This is a genomic window from Selenomonadales bacterium (genome assembly GCA_018335585.1).
Taxonomy (GTDB): domain Bacteria; phylum Bacillota; class UBA994; order UBA994; family UBA994; genus UBA994.
On the sequence record JAGXRZ010000010.1, the window covers coordinates 13881 to 30180 of the forward strand.

Annotated in this window: 22 protein-coding genes; all 22 read left to right on the forward strand. The window is 57.7% G+C overall.

The annotated features are described in order from the left end of the window. Positions 1-10: 10 nt before the first annotated feature. The 22 genes from KGZ66_01015 to KGZ66_01120 all read left to right on the forward strand — a co-directional run bounded on the left by KGZ66_01015 (position 11) and on the right by KGZ66_01120 (position 16285). On the forward strand, positions 11-1735 hold the full coding sequence (locus tag KGZ66_01015) for a [FeFe] hydrogenase, group A (protein MBS3984178.1): 1725 nt from the start codon (positions 11-13) through the stop codon (positions 1733-1735). Between the two features lie 14 nt (positions 1736-1749). Next, positions 1750-2268, forward strand: coding sequence for an NAD(P)H-dependent oxidoreductase subunit E (locus tag KGZ66_01020; protein ID MBS3984179.1), 519 nt, complete (start codon positions 1750-1752; stop codon positions 2266-2268). A 45-nt stretch (positions 2269-2313) separates the two neighbouring features. Further along, on the forward strand, positions 2314-2598 hold the full coding sequence (locus tag KGZ66_01025; GenBank protein ID MBS3984180.1) for a (2Fe-2S) ferredoxin domain-containing protein: 285 nt from the start codon (positions 2314-2316) through the stop codon (positions 2596-2598). Further along, complete coding sequence (locus KGZ66_01030) at positions 2564-4186, forward strand: PAS domain-containing protein (protein ID MBS3984181.1); 1623 nt, start codon at positions 2564-2566, stop codon at positions 4184-4186. The genes KGZ66_01025 and KGZ66_01030 overlap by 35 nt, the downstream gene beginning before the upstream one ends. Further along, positions 4183-5352: a serine/threonine-protein phosphatase gene (locus tag KGZ66_01035; protein MBS3984182.1), complete on the forward strand. Its 1170-nt coding sequence runs from the start codon at positions 4183-4185 to the stop codon at positions 5350-5352. The genes KGZ66_01030 and KGZ66_01035 overlap by 4 nt, the downstream gene beginning before the upstream one ends. A gap of 275 nt (positions 5353-5627) precedes the next feature. Beyond that, entirely contained in the window at positions 5628-6527 is a 900-nt protein-coding gene (gene spoIIIAA, locus KGZ66_01040; protein MBS3984183.1) for a stage III sporulation protein AA, read from the forward strand. Then, positions 6511-7026, forward strand: coding sequence for a hypothetical protein (locus KGZ66_01045; protein ID MBS3984184.1), 516 nt, complete (start codon positions 6511-6513; stop codon positions 7024-7026). Before spoIIIAA ends, KGZ66_01045 begins: the two co-directional genes overlap by 17 nt. A gap of 15 nt (positions 7027-7041) precedes the next feature. After that, complete coding sequence (locus KGZ66_01050; GenBank protein MBS3984185.1) at positions 7042-7242, forward strand: hypothetical protein; 201 nt, start codon at positions 7042-7044, stop codon at positions 7240-7242. A 3-nt stretch (positions 7243-7245) separates the two neighbouring features. Then, positions 7246-7632, forward strand: a complete 387-nt coding sequence (gene spoIIIAD, locus KGZ66_01055; protein ID MBS3984186.1) for a stage III sporulation protein AD — start codon at positions 7246-7248, stop codon at positions 7630-7632. Between the two features lie 18 nt (positions 7633-7650). Beyond that, complete coding sequence (gene spoIIIAE / locus KGZ66_01060) at positions 7651-8817, forward strand: stage III sporulation protein AE (protein ID MBS3984187.1); 1167 nt, start codon at positions 7651-7653, stop codon at positions 8815-8817. Between the two features lie 4 nt (positions 8818-8821). Next, entirely contained in the window at positions 8822-9361 is a 540-nt protein-coding gene (locus KGZ66_01065) for a stage III sporulation protein AF (GenBank protein MBS3984188.1), read from the forward strand. A 12-nt stretch (positions 9362-9373) separates the two neighbouring features. After that, positions 9374-9931 carry a hypothetical protein gene (locus tag KGZ66_01070; GenBank protein ID MBS3984189.1) on the forward strand — a complete coding sequence of 186 codons (558 nt, stop codon included), beginning with the start codon at positions 9374-9376 and terminating at the stop codon, positions 9929-9931. Between the two features lie 40 nt (positions 9932-9971). Then, a complete protein-coding gene (locus KGZ66_01075; protein MBS3984190.1) occupies positions 9972-10484 on the forward strand; it encodes a SpoIIIAH-like family protein in 513 nt (170 codons plus the stop codon). Positions 10485-10538: 54 nt separating this feature from the next. Beyond that, positions 10539-10931: an Asp23/Gls24 family envelope stress response protein gene (locus KGZ66_01080; GenBank protein ID MBS3984191.1), complete on the forward strand. Its 393-nt coding sequence runs from the start codon at positions 10539-10541 to the stop codon at positions 10929-10931. 104 nt (positions 10932-11035) lie between these two features. Then, positions 11036-11572, forward strand: coding sequence for an alkaline shock response membrane anchor protein AmaP (gene amaP / locus KGZ66_01085; GenBank protein MBS3984192.1), 537 nt, complete (start codon positions 11036-11038; stop codon positions 11570-11572). Positions 11573-11580: 8 nt separating this feature from the next. Further along, entirely contained in the window at positions 11581-11799 is a 219-nt protein-coding gene (locus KGZ66_01090; GenBank protein MBS3984193.1) for a DUF2273 domain-containing protein, read from the forward strand. 27 nt (positions 11800-11826) lie between these two features. Beyond that, positions 11827-12243, forward strand: a complete 417-nt coding sequence (nusB, locus tag KGZ66_01095; GenBank protein MBS3984194.1) for a transcription antitermination factor NusB — start codon at positions 11827-11829, stop codon at positions 12241-12243. Further along, positions 12240-13220 (forward strand): O-sialoglycoprotein endopeptidase, encoded by a 981-nt coding sequence (locus tag KGZ66_01100; GenBank protein MBS3984195.1) that lies wholly within the window; start codon positions 12240-12242, stop codon positions 13218-13220. Before nusB ends, KGZ66_01100 begins: the two co-directional genes overlap by 4 nt. Next, a complete protein-coding gene (locus KGZ66_01105; protein MBS3984196.1) occupies positions 13198-14037 on the forward strand; it encodes a bifunctional 5,10-methylenetetrahydrofolate dehydrogenase/5,10-methenyltetrahydrofolate cyclohydrolase in 840 nt (279 codons plus the stop codon). Before KGZ66_01100 ends, KGZ66_01105 begins: the two co-directional genes overlap by 23 nt. Beyond that, positions 14030-15274, forward strand: a complete 1245-nt coding sequence (gene xseA, locus KGZ66_01110) for an exodeoxyribonuclease VII large subunit (GenBank protein ID MBS3984197.1) — start codon at positions 14030-14032, stop codon at positions 15272-15274. The genes KGZ66_01105 and xseA overlap by 8 nt, the downstream gene beginning before the upstream one ends. Continuing rightward, on the forward strand, positions 15228-15437 hold the full coding sequence (xseB, locus tag KGZ66_01115; protein ID MBS3984198.1) for an exodeoxyribonuclease VII small subunit: 210 nt from the start codon (positions 15228-15230) through the stop codon (positions 15435-15437). Before xseA ends, xseB begins: the two co-directional genes overlap by 47 nt. After that, on the forward strand, positions 15434-16285 hold the full coding sequence (locus KGZ66_01120) for a polyprenyl synthetase family protein (GenBank protein MBS3984199.1): 852 nt from the start codon (positions 15434-15436) through the stop codon (positions 16283-16285). The genes xseB and KGZ66_01120 overlap by 4 nt, the downstream gene beginning before the upstream one ends. The last annotated feature ends 15 nt before the right edge of the window (positions 16286-16300 follow it).

Below are 16300 nucleotides of genomic sequence, written 5' to 3' on the forward strand. Positions count from 1 at the left end.
GAGAGAGACCATGGAACGCATAAAGTTAACGATTGACGGCGCACCTGTGGAAGTGGATCCCGGCTCTACCGTGCTAGATGCCGCGCGCAAGGCAGGCGTGCACGTACCCACCCTATGTTTTCACCCCGAGCTGCGCCTTGAGGGCTCGTGCAGGCTGTGCGTAGTCGAAATCGAGGGAATGAAGAGCCTAGCGGCTTCCTGTGTCTACCCCGCGACGAGCGGCATGCGGGTGCGCACTAACTCCGAAGTAGTGCGTAAGACACGTAAGTCTATAGTCGAACTGCTGCTGGCGAACCATCCGCAAGACTGCCTGGTGTGTCCCCGTCACGGGACATGCGAGCTGCAGGAAGTGTCGCACCAGCTTGGCGTACGCAAAATCCGCTTCAAGCAGGAAAGTCGCGGCGCGGAGCAAGACTTAAGCAGTGTGGCAGTAGTGCGCGACCCCAATAAGTGCATTCTCTGCGGCCGCTGCATTCGCATCTGCGAGCAAGTGCAGAAGGTCTCGGCCATCGGTCTCGCCGGACGCGGCTCTAAGGCTGTAGTTACTACTCCGTTTGGTCACGGCTTGGCAGAGGGGCCCTGTGTGGCCTGCGGCCAGTGCATTAAAGTCTGTCCGGTCGCAGCGCTTAAAGAGGCCGACGCCACTGAGCAAACTTGGCGAGCTCTAAACAACCCGGCCATACACACAGTCGTCCAAGTTGCCCCGGCGGTGCGCGCGGCGCTTGGCGAGGAGTTTGGCATGCGCCCCGGTGCCCTCGTTACAGAAAAGCTCGTTACGGCTCTGCGCAAGCTAGGCTTCAGCCAGGTATTTGACACGCAGTTTGGCGCAGACCTCACCATAGTAGAAGAAGGACACGAGCTGCTGCATCGGCTAAACGAAAACAAGCACCTCCCTCTAATCACCTCCTGCAGCCCCGGCTGGGTCAAGTACGCCGAGCACTTCTGTCCCGACATGCTCGAGCACCTGTCCACCTGCAAATCGCCGCAGCAAATGCTTGGCGCGCTTGTTAAGACGTATTACGCCGAAAAGATAGGCGTTTCGCCCGAGAAAATCTTTCATGTCGCCATAATGCCCTGCACCGCCAAGAAGTTTGAGGCCAGCCGCCCGGAAATGGGTCGCGACGGCCTGCAGGACGTTGACGCCGTGCTCACGACCCGTGAACTCGCGGCCATGCTTAAGGAAGCGGGCATTGACTTCGCCAATCTACCGGATGGCGAGTTTGACCTGCCGCTCGGTATGTCTTCGGGCGCAGGCACCATCTTTGGCGTGACAGGCGGCGTTACGGAAGCCGTGCTGCGCTCCGTCACCGAGCTTAAGACGGGTAAAGAACTAGAGGATATCGAGTTTCACAGTGTGCGCGGTTTTGCCGGCGTAAGGGAAGCAGCCATACCGCTTAACGGCCTGACGCTGAAGGTAGCCATCGTCAATTCCCTGGGACAGGCAGAGAAACTCCTGAAGAAAGTTAAGCGCGGCGAGGCCGAGTACCACTTTATCGAGATTATGGGCTGTCCGAGCGGCTGTATCGGCGGCGGCGGACAACCCTTTAGCCGCGACCCCGAGATTAAGCACAAGCGCGCCGCGGCGCTCTACAGGCAAGACCACTTAAAGCGCGTGCGCAAGTCGCACGAGAACCCGGCGATTAAGGAGCTTTACCGCACCTTTATCGGCGACCCGAACGGCGAAAAAGCGCACGCACTGCTCCATACTCACTATCACGCGCGCCCGCGCTACTAATGGGGGTGTCAGAGATGGCAGAACACAAGTGTGTCGGTTGCCCCGGCACTTTAGAGAGAGACGCAAAGTTCGACCAGCTTGACGACGTAATCGCCAAGCACAAGGCGCTTGAGGGCGCACTGATTATGATTCTGCACAAAGCCCAGCTCATTTTTGGCTATCTGCCTGAAGAAGTGCAGCGTTACGTAGCCAAAGCTTTAGACATACCACTAGCCGACGTCTATGGCGTGACTACGTTCTACTCGTACTTCTCGCTCACGCCGCGCGGCAAGCACCGCATAGCTGTCTGCATGGGTACGGCGTGTTATGTGCGCGGGGCGGGCGACCTCTTGGCGGCGTTTGAAAAAGAGCTTGGCGTCAAGGTTGGGCAGACGACTGCGGATGGCCTCTTTACCTTAGAAGCTTCGCGCTGCATCGGAGCATGCGGTTTGGCGCCGGTATTAACCGTCGGTGAGGACGTGTATGGCAACATCATGAGTGTCGAACGCGTGCCTGACATCTTGCGTAAGTATAGAACAGAAAAACAGCAATAAGAAAGGGCTGGCTTAAGCCAGCCTTTTTAGCAGAGGAGGTGCAGGGTGGTAATTATCACTGTGTGCGTAGGCAGCTCGTGTTATCTGCGCGGCGCGCACAAGGTGGCCGAAGCGCTCGAGGGGGCTATACTGCGGCACGGGCTGCGCGGTAAAATAGAATTACAGGGTGCCTTCTGCTTGAATCGTTGCCTGGAAGGCGTGGCTGTCTCGGTAAATGGGCAGCCTGTCCCGCGCGTCACCGAGGAAAATGTAGAGGACATCTTTCGCGCATATGTGCTGGGAGAGGTGAACCTAGATGCGAGCCATCCGCGTCAGACAAGGGCTCTGTAAGAACTGCTACGCATGCATTCGGGCATGCGAAGTTAAAGCGACATCTATTAAGCAAGGGCAGGCAGCAATCCTCGAGGAAGACTGTCTGGCCTGCGGAGCGTGCCTAGCGGTCTGCCCGCAGAAGGCACGCGAGATACGGCGGGACGAGCACATGGTTCATAATTTGCTGCGTGGGGCTACTCCTGTTTGGGTGAGCCTTGCGCCGTCCGCAGCACTGGGGCCCTACAGCTTGCCGCAGTGGTCTGAGATGTTAACGACTCTAGGCTTTGCCGGTGTAAGTCTAACTAGCTGGGGAGCGGCGTCCGTGTCGCAGGCTTACGCTGACTTAGCGCGGCGCGACGGCTGGGCGCTCTCAACAGCCTGTCCCGCCGCCGTTAAGCTGACGCAGAGGTTCTTTCCGAAACTGACGCGCTATCTCGCTGGTGTATCCTCGCCTATGGTGACGCACGCCGCTTGGCTAAAGCAAACCTACGGCTGTCGAGTAGTGTTTATCGGGCCGTGCGCGGCTAAGAAGTACGAAGCGGAGCGCTCCGGGCACGTAGATGTAGCTTTAACATTTCCCGAGTTTCTGCGCTTGACCCCTCCTGCCGTAGTCTCCACTGCACCGCATCTTTCTTTTGCCGGGCAGGGGCTCATGCACTTTCCTCTCGCCGGCGGGGTAGCGAACCAGGTGGATGTGCCTGTCTTAGCGCTTGACGGCATGGACGAACTTATGAAATATCTGGCGCGCGTGGAGCGGGGCGACGTGGTTCCCAAGGGAATCGTCGAGATGTCGGCCTGCCGCGGGTCTTGCCTAGGCGGAGCAGCCGCCTTTCGCGCGGAGTTGTCGCTTGCGGAAAAGCGGGCCATGGTGCTCGAACTACAGCAAGCGGCAGAGCAAGGGGCGCAGGCAGTCGCGCGCGCACACCTGCCGGAAGGCAAACGCGCCCAAGCGAGCGAGCAGCGCATACTCGAGGCCTTGCGCGAGCTTGGCAAGACAGAACCGGCGCTTGAATACAACTGCGGCGCTTGCGGTTACCATACCTGCCGCGAAAAGGCTGGCGCGGTAGCGTTGGGTCGCGCGGAACTAGAGATGTGCCTGCCCTTTATGCGCGCTAAAGCGGAGTCGCTCTCGAACCTAATTTTGGCGTCTACGCCTAACGCTATAGTCGTAGTCGACAAGAATCTCTGTGTGCAGGAGTGGAACGCTGCGGCTGAGCGCATGTTTGGCGTCCCCGCGCACAGCGCTAAGGGCAAACGTGTGGGTGAGTTTCTGCCGGAGGAGCATTTCCTCGGGGCACTAGATACGCTTGAACCTACGAGCGGCATCAAGCTTTCTCCTGCACCTGCGCTGATTACGGCGTTGTCTGTCGTCCCTGTTAAGGGCGGCGATTTGGTTATGGGTATTTACTCCGACATTACCGATATGGAGGAACAGGGGAAAGCGCTAGCTAAACTCCGGCAGGAGACGGTAGATAAGGCCCAGGAAGTTATTAACAAGCAGATGCGGGTGGCGCAGGACATCGCGAGCTTGCTCGGTGAGACGACGGCGGAAAGCAAAATGCTGCTCTTAAAGCTAATGCGGGTCGTTCAGGGTGAAAAATCGTGACCCTCTTCTTTGAGTACTACCACCGCTCCCTGCATAAGTGGGGCGAAGAGCTATGCGGCGACCACGCAGAAGTCGTGCACACGCCACACGGGCTGATTGCGGTCGTGGCAGATGGCTTAGGCAGCGGGGTGCAAGCTAGCATCCTATCTACGCTGACGGCTAAGATTGCGGTGTCGATGCTAGCGAACGGCGCCGATACCGATGAAGTAATCTCCACTATCGCCCTCACACTCCCTGTGTGTCGACGCCGGGAGCTTGCCTACTCAACTATAAACGTGTTGCGACTTTCGCCGCAGGGCGAGTGTTATCTGGCCGAGTTTGACTGCCCGGAGACGCTCATTTTTAGTGGCCACAAATTGCGCGAAATAGCTCGCTCCGAGCGGATTATAGGCGGCAAGCGGGTAAAAGAGAGCTTCTTTAGTGTCGCGCCCGGCGATATGATTTTCTTAATTTCAGACGGCGTAATTCATGCCGGTGTCGGGGCTAGCCTCAATATGGGGTGGCAGTGGGCAAACGTGGCGGCGTTTGTCGCCAAGTCGGCAAAACAAAGCAACAGCCTGCGCGCGATTGTCAGCGCGCTGTACCACACCTGCAAGCATCTCTATGTAGGGAGGCCGGGTGACGACACGACTATTCTTGGCATACGTGCGCGCGAACCGGAACCTGTCTACGTGCTGACAGGGCCGCCCAAAGACCCTGCACAGGACAGAGAAGTCGTCAGTCGGTTTGTCGCGGCGCAAGGCCGCAAAGTAATCTGCGGCGGGAGTACGGCGCAGTTAGTGGCACGTGAACTAGGCACGCGACTCGCTACCGAACTTACGACCATGGATGACTCTATCCCTCCCACGGCAGATATGGAGGGAATAGACCTAGTAACCGAAGGTATGCTTACGCTATCCGCAGCTCTAACCATCATTCGTACTTTCGCGGCTTCCCAAGACGACCTCGAAGACAGCGCGCTGCTTAAGCGCAAGGATGGAGCTTCGCGCTTGGCGAACCTGCTGCTCACGCAGGCCACGCACATCTATTTTTTGGTAGGCGGCGCAGTTAATACGGCTCACCTAGACTACACTTCGTCTCAAGTGAGCGCGCGGCGCCAGCTTATCTCAGACCTCACGCACTATCTCCGCCAGCTTGGCAAAGAAGTTGTGGTAGAGTACTTCTAAAGACGGCAGACGGTGCCAAAACATGACCACCTTTTGCTGGTAGGAGCAGGTGCGACAGAAATCCCGTAGGGACGTGCGTTTCGCACGTCCGCGGACGTGCCAAGGCACGTCCCTACACTCGAACACCCCACGCGGGGTGTTCTTTGCTTAGAACGCTCACCGCTCACAGCTCAACGCTCACCGCTCACCGCTCAACGCTCACCGCTCACCGCTCAAAGCAGGCATGTTTGCGACAGCTTGGCATATGAATGTAAGCAGAAAGGGGGAGGAGCAGAGTGGAGCGTGACCAAGACCTAAACCGCGCCTGGACTAGCCTGATGCGCTTAATGCCCCCTACCTGGAGTACAAGTCTTAGGTCATACCGCGGCATCGAACTCCGGGTGCGGATTGGCCAGCCCGTACAGCTGCTCGAAGCGACGCGTGAAGTGATGTTGCCGATAACCGCAACTGAGGCAGATATCGAGCATTTGGTGTCTGCGTGTTCCGGCAGCTCGCTTTACGCATATGAGGAAGAGATGAAACAGGGCTTTATCACTCTCCCGGGAGGCCACAGGGTTGGGTTTGCCGGCAAAGCCATGCTTGACGGGGCAGGACTAGTGCGCGGACTAAAGCACATATCCGCGCTGTGTCTTCGGGTTGCTCGCAGCGTGCCGGGCTGTGCCGACGGTGTAATGAAGGAGGTCTTAGATGCGACGGGTGCACCGCACCACACTCTGATTGTGTCGCCGCCGCAGGCCGGCAAGACTACGCTCCTCAGAGACATTGCCAGGCAGGTGAGTTTGTTGGGCAAGCGAGTCTGCATCGTCGACGAGCGATCCGAGATTGCGGGCTGCTACCGCGGCAGGCCCGAACTGGACGTGGGCCCGCGCACCGATGTGCTAGACGGCTGCCCCAAAGCGCAGGGTATGCTGATGGCGCTTAGAGCTCTCTCGCCGCAGGTGTTGGTGACCGATGAAATCGGGCGCCCCGAAGACGTTAGCGCCATTCTGGAGGCTTTGCATGCCGGTGTGCGTGTTATCGCTACCGCCCACGGCAACTCGCTCGCGGAGGTGGCAGAGCGACCGCACCTCTCGCGCCTGCTCGGGCAAAGCATGTTTGAGAAGGTTATCGTGCTGAGTCATCGCCTAGGACCGGGCACAATCGAGCACGTGGGGTCGTATGCGCATCATCGTTGACATACTGGCCTTTGGCCTCATCGTGTATGTAACAGGAGCGGCGGGGTTTGCTGTAGCCAAGCGCTTCACCGAGCGGCCGCGGCAGCTAGCTGACCTCTGCCTGGGGTTAGAAGTGCTGCGCACCGAGATTGTCTACGCCGCGACACCGCTGGCAACGGCACTGGCGACACTCCGCATGCGCGCACCTCTAGGTGAGTTCTTTGTTCACGCAGCGGAAGGTATTGCTTCACTTAAAACAGCCCGCAGCGCATGGGAAGACGCGCTCCCGGTGCTCGTTAAGCAGTCGGCGCTCCTAGAGCCTGATTTGGCGGCACTTAGACACCTAGGCGAAGTGCTTGGTACCAGTAACCGCGAAGACCAAGAGCGCCACCTGCTGGTGGTATTGCGCAGGCTAGAGAGCCTGCAGCGCGAAGCGGAAGCAGAGGCCAGACGTAGTGCTACGCTGTGGAGATACCTTGGAGTCCTTTCGGGCATTACGCTGGTAATCATCCTTATCTGATGAGGAGGGCCTGGCTTGGAGCTAAACTTTAGAGTGATTATGCAGCTGACAGCTTTCTTGTTGGCACTAGGCATCATCTACAATCTACTAAATAACTGGGACAGAAAGGAGTCGGCAGGGCTAGTAATGATCACCGGCATAGTGATGGTACTGACCTTCCTGATCTACCAGGTGATCATTTTGTTTCGCGCCATAGAAACCCTGATGCAGTTCTAGGCTATGCATATCTTCCAATACGTGTTGCTGGCGCTAGCCGCAGTTTTAGTGTCGCTCGTCTTAAAGCAAGTTAATCGTGAGTTGGCCTTAATCTTAGTCTTGGTGACCGGTATTGGCATAGTCGTAGCCCTGCTTGGTCACATCGCGCAAATCGTGCGGCTAGTAGAAGACATTGCGCGGCGGGCCGACGTGGGGAATCTGCACCTGGGCACACTGCTTAGGGTCATGGGTGTAGCCTATGTGGCGGAGTACGGAGCCCAAATCTGCAAGGACGCAGGTGAAGGCTCCCTGTCTGTGAAAGTGGAGCTAGCCGGCAAACTTGTAATTCTCGGCCTTTCCATCCCGCTTATCCTGGTGATACTAGACACGATTCTGCGCCTGATTCCCTAGCCTATGAAGATACTTGTTATGGCGGTCTTGTTTGTCCTGTTGTCAGCGGTGGGGACAGCCCATGCGGCTCCCGAAAGGCCGGGGCAGAATGCTCCCGACGTAAGCGCAATTATTGAGCAGCAGCTAAGTGAACTAGATACTGCGGCGCTCGATGAAGTGCTGGCAAAACTACAAGCGGAGTATGCAGGGTACATACCGGAAATAGGCCTGCGTCAACTTATCGGGGGACTCCGAGCAGGTGTCATGGTCGACCCGCGCGAGTTGCTTAATAGCCTGCTGCGCTATGCTTTTCGCGAGGTGGTCGCTCAGACAGGTCTGTTGACGCGTCTCTTGGTGCTAGCGGTGCTCTGTGTGCTGATGCAGAAGATGCAAGATAGCTTCGGCGGCGGTGTCGGTCAAGTGGCTTATGCGGTTTGCTTTGTCGTGCTTATGGGCATTGTGCTCACGAGCTTTTCTCTCACCGTGCGCACGGTAAGCAACGCCGTGCAGACTCTATTGACCCTGCTCTATGCCTTAATGCCCGTGCTCTTGACCCTGCTCTTGTCAATGGGTGCGGCGGCCTCGGCAGCGCTGCTACATCCCTTATTGGCTACTGCGGCCACTACGGTCAGCGCCATCGTTGTCAACACCGTGCTCCCCCTCATGTACTTTTCCGGCTTACTGTCCTTTATTAACGCTCTTTCAGACAAACTGCCCGTCAGTAAGCTCGCGAGCTTGCTCAAGCAGCTTGGGGTGGCCGTTATGGGGGTCGCGTTTGCCGTGTTTATCGGCCTGACGGTAGTACAAGGCACCGCTGCCGGCGTCGCGGACGGCATCGCCTTGCGCACCGTCAAGTACGCCGTCAAGAACTTTATCCCGGTGGTAGGCGGTTTGTTTGCCGACGTCGTCGAGACCGTAGCCGGTGCCTCCCTGTTGCTTAAAAACGGCATCGGCTTAGCCGGGCTTCTGGGGGTGTTCTTTCTCTGCGCGCTGCCTGCTATTAACGTCATGGTCACTGTCTTTATCTACCGCCTGGCCGCCGCGATTATCCAGCCGCTTGGGGCCAAGCCGGTGGTGCAGGCTTTAGACAGCTTGGCGGACATCCTGGTGGTGGTTGGAGGGGCCTTGGTGACGGTAGGGATAATGTTGTTTATTCTTATTACGATTGTCATCGGCACCGGCAACGCAGTCTTGGCGATTCGCTGAGGGGGTGGAACTTATCGTCCCATTTTTGCGCGCATGGACGCAGGAAATCGTCATATTGATAATACTAGCCACCGTCATCGACTTGGCGCTGCCAAGCGGTACGATGCGAAAATACGTCGACTACACCGTGAGTCTGGTTCTTCTCCTAGTGCTGCTTGGCCCGGTCGCGGCGCTCCTGGCGGGCGGCTTTGACTTATCTGCGTTAGAGGTCCCCGCCGGAGCTAGGGGAGGGATAGAGGAGCTGTCCCTCACGCCGCTGTCGGACCAGTCCGTCTGGCTGACATACGAGCTGCTACTGCGTGACAGGATAGCCGCTCTGGCCCGCACGGAACCGTCGGTTACGGCGGCCACAGTCGCGCTGTCGCTCGACCGGGAGACAAGAAGCCCAGACTTTGGCCGCATCGTGGCTGTGCGGCTAACACTTACGGTAGACAACGGCACTTCGCCGGCGTCTATTGAAGCACTACAGAGCCGTCTGCAGACAGCCCTACTTCGTGACTATGGTCTTAACCCCGCCGCAGTAACATTTCAAGTTGCGCGATAGGAGTGATTCCAGGTGAATGACACGGTTGTTAACACGCTACAGAAGCTCTTGGAGAACAAGAAAGTGCAGTTGCTACTCGCCCTAGCCTTAGTCCTACTCGCTTTTCGGCTTTATGCGGCGCCGCAGCCCGAACCCGATACGACGCTAGTGCATGCCGCGCGCGAGACACCGGCGGCTACGGAGGCGGCGTTCGGCTCGGCACTAGAGTATCGGAAGAGCCTTGAAGCACAGCTAGCTCTGCACCTCTCACACATTGCCGGCGCGGGGCAGGTTACAGTAATGCTGACGTTAACGGATGGGGGAAAGGCGGAGTTCGCTACCGACCGAGAGGAGACTCGCCGCGGCACCGACACGACTACAGAGGAGACGCTTTCACAGCAAACGGTGCTGCTGCAGGGCGGTGGGCGAGAAAGCGGCCTTAAGTTGCGGGAGACGATGCCTAAGGTGCAGGGCGTGGTGGTTATCGCCAGTGGCGCAAGCACAGCAAAGGTACGGGAGATGCTGACGGAGGCCGCCGTGACCATCCTCGCCCTCCCGCCGCACCGCGTCACAGTTCTGCCGGGGAGATAATGCACGCAGTTAACTTGGTCATAAAGAGGAGGAAATAGACGTGATCATTGATAAAGGCATGCTGGTTAGGTTCGTAGCGACCGTAATTGTTGTGGGTGCCGTCGGATACTTCACCATGTATACGCTATGGCCCCCGCAGCCTGTAAGCCGTCTGGAACCACCCGACACAACCATTCCGGTGGGTGGCACACCGGCCCAAACAGAAGGCGATTACTTTGCGGAACATCGTATGGAGCGCGACAGGGAAAGAAGCGCAAGGCTAGAGCTTCTGAAGAACATGATGAACAATCCACATCTCGACGCCGCGGCGCGGGCTACGGCACAGATGGAGATTATTAACGCGAGCACGCGGCGTGAACAGGAAAAACAGATTGAGCGCCTGATTATGGCGCAGGGCTTTGCCGACGCCGTCGTAGTCTTTGGCGAGGGGAACGCGGTTGCCGTAGTGCGCGCCGCAAGCTTGACCGAGGGCGAAGCTCTAACTATAGCGGAAACAGTCTGCAACATCAGCGGGCTGCATTTACGCAATGTGCGCGTGAGGTTTCGTAAATAAGCTGTTTTGGGGATTTAAGTTCTGATATAATAAGCCCGTAACAAGCAGGAGGTGATCTGTTTGGAAAAAGCTCTCCAACACGGTTCAAGCGACGCGGGTACGCTGCGCATCGAGCCGGATGTTGTGGGCACCATCGCTGGGCTAGCTGCGTGTGAGGTGCCCGGGGTGACGGGCATGAGCGGCGTATCCTTGGTCGAGATGCTGCGCAAAAGCAACCTATCCAAAGGAGTAAAAGTCACAGTAGGCGAGCGAGAGGCCGCCGTTGACGTATACGTAATACTAGATTACGGAGTCAAGATACCCGAAGTTGCGTTGCGCGTGCAGGAAAACGTGCGCAACGCCATCGAAACCATGACCGGCCTCGCGGTGGTAGAGGTCAACGTCCATGTGCAATCGGTAGCTGTTCAAGAGACTGCGCCGACGAGCAGGGTTGAGGCTGTAACCTAAAGTTGTGCGGTGCTTTGCGTATGCGGCAGAACATTGGGCTTGTAAGCACGGGTGCTGTATTGGACAAGCGTTGAGTTGTTGAATTTCGTTGGGGGAGGCTTACCATGACTATTTTTGACCGTATCATGCTGACGCTCTATACCCTAGCCGTCGCCGCCTTGTCCTTACTTGTATTTGGGGCCTTCATTGGATTTCCCCCAGGGTTCTATTCTGCCGAGCTAGGCGCATTGCTTACCCGGTGGGAGGCAATACTAGTGGCGCTGTTCTTCTTTGTTTTCAGTGTCCGCTTTCTGTTGTCGGGGATGCGCCGCGAGCGCCCATCGCGCGCAGCCGTCACCCACCACGGTGAACTAGGCGACGTCCGCATCTCCTTAGGTGCCATACGCAATTTGGCACAGCGTACAGTCATCGGCATCCGCGGCGTGCATACCGCCAAAGTAAAGGTGCACTTAGCGGACAAGGGGTTGGAGCTAGCGATTGAGCTCTCGGTGACGCAGGACAGCAACATACCGGTATTGACTACTCAGGTACAGGATGCGGTGCGCAAACACATCGAGGCGTGTACCGGGGTGGTTGTGGTGGCTGTAAAAGTGCTGGTAGTCGAGATGACGCCTGCGACTTCCCGCGTGCGCGTGCAATAGGTGGCCACATGCGAACGATAATTCGAGCGTTGTTGATGCACTACCGCGGGAGGGTCATCGGCACTGTGGCCGGCATCACGTTTGCGTTGGTTTACTTGTACTTTGGTTTCCTACAGACGCTGTTTATCGGGGCTTGCGCCCTGATTGGCTACTACATAGGCACTCGCCTAGACGCAGACGAAGACCTGCGCTCACTCCTTGAACGCATACTTCCCCCTGTAGACTAGCTCTCCCGGACAGAAAGGAGACACAGCATGAGCCGTCGCACGGCCCGAGCCGCCGCTATGCAGGCGCTCTACCAGTTAGACACCGGTCTAGTGAGCGTGAGCTCCGCACTCGAATATGCCTTTCAGGCTACTCCTCTTAGGGAGCAGGACGAGCAGTACGCGCGCGAACTAGTGGCCGGGGCGCTCTCGCGGTTAGAGGAGATAGACTCCCTGGTGAGCGAGGCACTTGCCGACTGGGCTATCGACCGTCTAGCTAAGGTCGACCGCTCCTTGTTGCGGCTAGCAGTCTCTGAGCTACTCAATCAACGTCCGGATACGCCTGTCGCCGCGATTATTAACGAATGCATTGAGTTAGCGAAGGAGTACAGCACGGAAGAATCGAGCCGTTTTGTGAACGGTATTTTGGGCGCCATTGCCCGGAAGCTCTGCGTGAATCAGCAGTGACAGGAGTTGTACTCGGCGTCGACACCAGTAACTACATGACTTCGGCGGCATTGGTGTCTCTCGCGGGAGAAGTTCTGGCTGACAGGCGCAAGTTATTGCCCGTACCAAGCGGCGCAGTAGGGCTCAGGCAATCTGATGCCCTATTTTTGCACATTAAGCAGTGGCCCGAGGTACTCGCAGGCGTGCCCTTGCAGGGCACGTGTGTTAAAGCGGTTGCGGTGAGCATAGCACCGCGACCACACGCCGAGTCCTATATGCCGGTCTTCCTCGCGGGGCACAGCTTTGCCCTCTCCCTAGCGCACGGAGCTAGCGTGCCTCTCTACACGTTTTCCCATCAGGAAGGGCACTTGCGCGCAGCGCTTAGCCAGCTGCATCCGCAACCGAAAGAGGACTTTCTGGCCGTGCAAATGAGCGGGGGCACGACCGATGTCCTCCATGTCAGCCCATGCGCGGCAGGAGGCTACTCGCTGCGGGTACTTGCCGCAAGCGTCGACTTACACGCCGGGCAGTTTATTGACCGCGTAGGCGTGGCCATGGGAGCAGAGTTTCCCTGCGGCACGTTCTTGGATAAGCTCGCCGAGAACCTCAGCGGCGCCCCATACGCCATTCCCTCAGCTGTTAAAGACGGAGAAATTAGTTTTGCGGGCCCGGCTACAGCCGCGCTACGCGCGCTAGAGCGCGGTGTGCCGCGTGAGGCGGTCGCGGCGGGCGTGTTCCGCTGCATAGCCAACTCACTAGAGAAGGTGCTGCGTAAGAGTATACAGGAGCACCGCGCGCGCACGATTGTCCTGTGCGGCGGAGTAGCCGCTAACACCCACATTCGCGCGCGCCTCGCGGCACGCATGACAGGAGCTAACTTTATAGCGGCACCTTTAGGCTTAGCGGGGGACAATGCGGTAGGGACGGCACTTTTGGGTGTGGATAGACTAGCGAATTCGCAAGGAGGCATTTTCGATGACAGCAATCATAGACGGTAAGGCGCTCGGCGAGAAGATTAGGGCCGAGGTAGCAGCCGAAATAGCAGGGAGCTCACTAAAACCCAAGCTTGCCGTAGTGCTAGTTGGGGATGACCCCGCTAGCCATACCTATGTCGGCATGAAGGAAAAGGCCTGTCGTAGCGCCGGCATCGGGTCTTCCGTGCATAGGTTAAACATTGACGTGACGCAAGCCGAACTGATGACACTGATTGGAGAGCTAAACAGCGACGACTCCGTGCACGGTATTTTGGTACAGCTGCCGCTACCTCGCCAGCTTGACCAAATGGCGGTTTTTGGCGCGGTTAGACCCGAGAAGGATGTGGACGGCTTTCATCCCGTAAATGTCGGCCTGCTGAACTTAGGCTTGCCCGGTGCCCTTGTGCCTTGCACGCCGGCCGGGGTAATGGAGATGCTTAAGTCTATCGACTACCAGCTCAAGGGCAAACACATCGTAGTGGTGGGGCGCAGCAATGTAGTGGGGAAACCCATGTCGACTTTAGCCCTCCTAGCTGACGCTACCGTTACCATCACCCACCGTTACACGGAGAACCTAGCGGCTTACACGCGACAAGCCGATGTGCTGATTGTCGCGGTAGGTAAGGTTAACCTAATCACGGCGGACATGGTGAAGCCGGGAGCCGTAGTCATTGACGTAGGCACAAACAAGGTAGGCAACAAGCTAGTGGGCGACGTAGACTTTGCCGCGGTTAAAGAGGTGGCCTCATATATTACTCCCGTTCCGGGCGGAGTCGGCCCCATGACTATCGCCATGTTGCTTAAGAACACGCTGCAAGCCGCCAAAATGCAGCATGGCTAAGCCCCTTTCGGTCTTTGAGCTCACGAGCATAGTAAGGGATACTTTGCAGAACAACGAACGGCTGACGAATGTTTGGGTCAGCGGCGAAGTTTCCAATTTTAAGGCCCATACGTCCGGGCACTGCTACTTTACGTTAAAAGACGAGCGGGCCAGTATTCGCATGGTGATGTGGCGAAACCGGGCTGCGAGCTTAACCTTTCGCCCTGCGGACGGCATGAAAGTGTTGGCGAGGGGCACGATCAGTGTTTATGAGCGGGACGGCAATTACCAGCTTTATGTCGATAGACTGGAGCCGGACGGGCTGGGGTCACTTCATTTGGCGCTCGAACAACTTAAACAGCGGCTCGCCGCCGAAGGCTTGTTTGGCACGGAGCGCAAGCGCGCGCTGCCGCGTTTCCCGCGCGTTGTCGCGGTGCTGACTTCGCCTACCGGTGCCGCCGTGCGCGACATTGTGACGGTCATGGAGCGGCGCTGGCCTCTGACGCAAGTGTTAATCTTTCCAGTGGCTGTGCAGGGGGCCGAAGCCGCGCCCTCGATTGTGAGTGCCTTGGCGGCCGTAGCGGGGTATCCCGAAATCGACGTCGTGGTGCTTGGTCGCGGCGGAGGTTCCCTAGAGGACTTGTGGGCATTTAACGAAGAGCGCGTTGCGCGTGCCATCTTCACTTGCCCCGTGCCGGTAGTGTCTGCCGTTGGGCACGAGACAGACTTTACCATTGCCGACCTAGTCGCTGACCTGCGTGCTCCTACTCCTTCGGCGGCGGCTCTCCTCGTCGTACCTGACCGACATGAGGTAGAGCGTCACTTAGTTAAGCTTGCGTCGCGCATGTCACGTGACATGGGGAGGAAAGTCTCGACCGCACGGCAATACCTTGACTACCTGTCAGTCCGGTTGCAGTCGGTTTCGCCGGCGAGCGCTATCGCCAGGAAGCAGCAGATTGCAGACAGCCTTCTGCTCCGCATGCAAAACGCCGTGCAGCGTAGAATCGAAGTAGCCGGAAGCGCACTTGCGCAACAAGCCTTGCGCCTGCAGGCCATCAGTCCGCTCAATGTCCTGGCGAGGGGTTACAGCGTGACTCGCGCGGGAGGGGTAGTCATTAAGTCTGCCGGCAAGGTCACGCTTGGGGATATTCTCACTACGACACTACACAGCGGCACGGTCTACTCTGTGGTTACCGGAAAGGAGGAGGCGCATGAATTTCGAGCAAACCCTCAAGGAAGTGGAGGAAATTGCAGCTAAACTCGAACAAGGCGACTTGACGCTAGACGAAGCTTTGTTGCTCTATGTGCAGGGGGTAGAGGCACTACAGGCGTGTCAGGCGTTGTTGACGGCAGCCGAGCAGAAGGTGGAGATACTAGTCAAGGAAACACGCAAACCTTTCGTCGGAGAAGTTCCGGCATGAAGCGGTTTGAACTCGCCCGCTATAAGCTGTTAGTTGATGAAGCGTTAGAAACGTTCCTGCCGCGGGACTCCGAACACCCCGCCGTTATCCATCAAGCTATGCGCTACAGCGTGTTCCCAGGCGGCAAACGGCTGCGCCCGGCGCTGGCTTTGGCTGTACACGAGATGTTTGGCGGTAACCCTGCGCATTTTCTGCCGGCGGCGGCGGCGATAGAGTGTGTACACACCTATTCCCTTATCCATGACGACCTGCCGGCGATGGACAACGACGACTACCGCCGCGGTCGCCTCACTACTCACAAAGTCTACGGCGAGGCCATGGCCATTTTAGCCGGAGACGCCATGTTAACGCTGGCCTTTGAGCTAATGACCAATCGCCTAGCGGAGTACTACAGCGCGGCGAGCGTGCTTAAAAGCACGGCCGAGTTGGCTCTTTCGGCAGGCACTTATGGCTTGGTGGGTGGGCAAGTGGTCGACATTTGGGCGACGAAGCGGGAAGTCCCCAATCCCACGCAGACGCTTGAGTATATTCACGCCCATAAAACAGGTGCATTGATTACGGTAGCAGCTCGTATCGGTGCTATCCTCGCCGGGGCTACAAAAAATGAGCTTACGCACATTACGCGGTTTGCCACGCACCTCGGCCTAGGCTTTCAAATTCGCGACGATATCTTGGACGCGCAAGAGAGCGAGTCGGGGAAGCTCACATATGTCAGTCTCCTAGGGCTGCCGGGCGCGGAAGACAAAGTCCGCCGCTCTTATGAGGCCTGCCTTGCCGCCCTAGAGCCACTAGGCGGCAGTTTTCCACTGCAGCAGGCAGCTGACCTTTGTCTCAACAGGAACAGCTAACTCGGGGGTGGCTGA

What these genes read in the sequence shown, in the direction of transcription:
- KGZ66_01020 (MBS3984179.1), top strand. Translation starts at nt 1,750, where the DNA reads ATGGCAGAACACAAGTGTGTCGGTTGCCCCGGCACTTTAGAGAGAGAC.
- KGZ66_01045 (MBS3984184.1), top strand. Translation starts at nt 6,511, where the DNA reads ATGCGCATCATCGTTGACATACTGGCCTTTGGCCTCATCGTGTATGTA.
- KGZ66_01030 (MBS3984181.1), top strand. Translation starts at nt 2,564, where the DNA reads ATGCGAGCCATCCGCGTCAGACAAGGGCTCTGTAAGAACTGCTACGCA.
- KGZ66_01105 (MBS3984196.1), top strand. Translation starts at nt 13,198, where the DNA reads ATGACAGCAATCATAGACGGTAAGGCGCTCGGCGAGAAGATTAGGGCC.
- xseA (MBS3984197.1), top strand. Translation starts at nt 14,030, where the DNA reads ATGGCTAAGCCCCTTTCGGTCTTTGAGCTCACGAGCATAGTAAGGGAT.
- amaP (MBS3984192.1), top strand. Translation starts at nt 11,036, where the DNA reads ATGACTATTTTTGACCGTATCATGCTGACGCTCTATACCCTAGCCGTC.
- spoIIIAD (MBS3984186.1), top strand. Translation starts at nt 7,246, where the DNA reads ATGCATATCTTCCAATACGTGTTGCTGGCGCTAGCCGCAGTTTTAGTG.
- KGZ66_01090 (MBS3984193.1), top strand. Translation starts at nt 11,581, where the DNA reads ATGCGAACGATAATTCGAGCGTTGTTGATGCACTACCGCGGGAGGGTC.
- KGZ66_01015 (MBS3984178.1), top strand. Translation starts at nt 11, where the DNA reads ATGGAACGCATAAAGTTAACGATTGACGGCGCACCTGTGGAAGTGGAT.
- KGZ66_01120 (MBS3984199.1), top strand. Translation starts at nt 15,434, where the DNA reads ATGAAGCGGTTTGAACTCGCCCGCTATAAGCTGTTAGTTGATGAAGCG.
- xseB (MBS3984198.1), top strand. Translation starts at nt 15,228, where the DNA reads ATGAATTTCGAGCAAACCCTCAAGGAAGTGGAGGAAATTGCAGCTAAA.
- nusB (MBS3984194.1), top strand. Translation starts at nt 11,827, where the DNA reads ATGAGCCGTCGCACGGCCCGAGCCGCCGCTATGCAGGCGCTCTACCAG.
- spoIIIAE (MBS3984187.1), top strand. Translation starts at nt 7,651, where the DNA reads ATGGCGGTCTTGTTTGTCCTGTTGTCAGCGGTGGGGACAGCCCATGCG.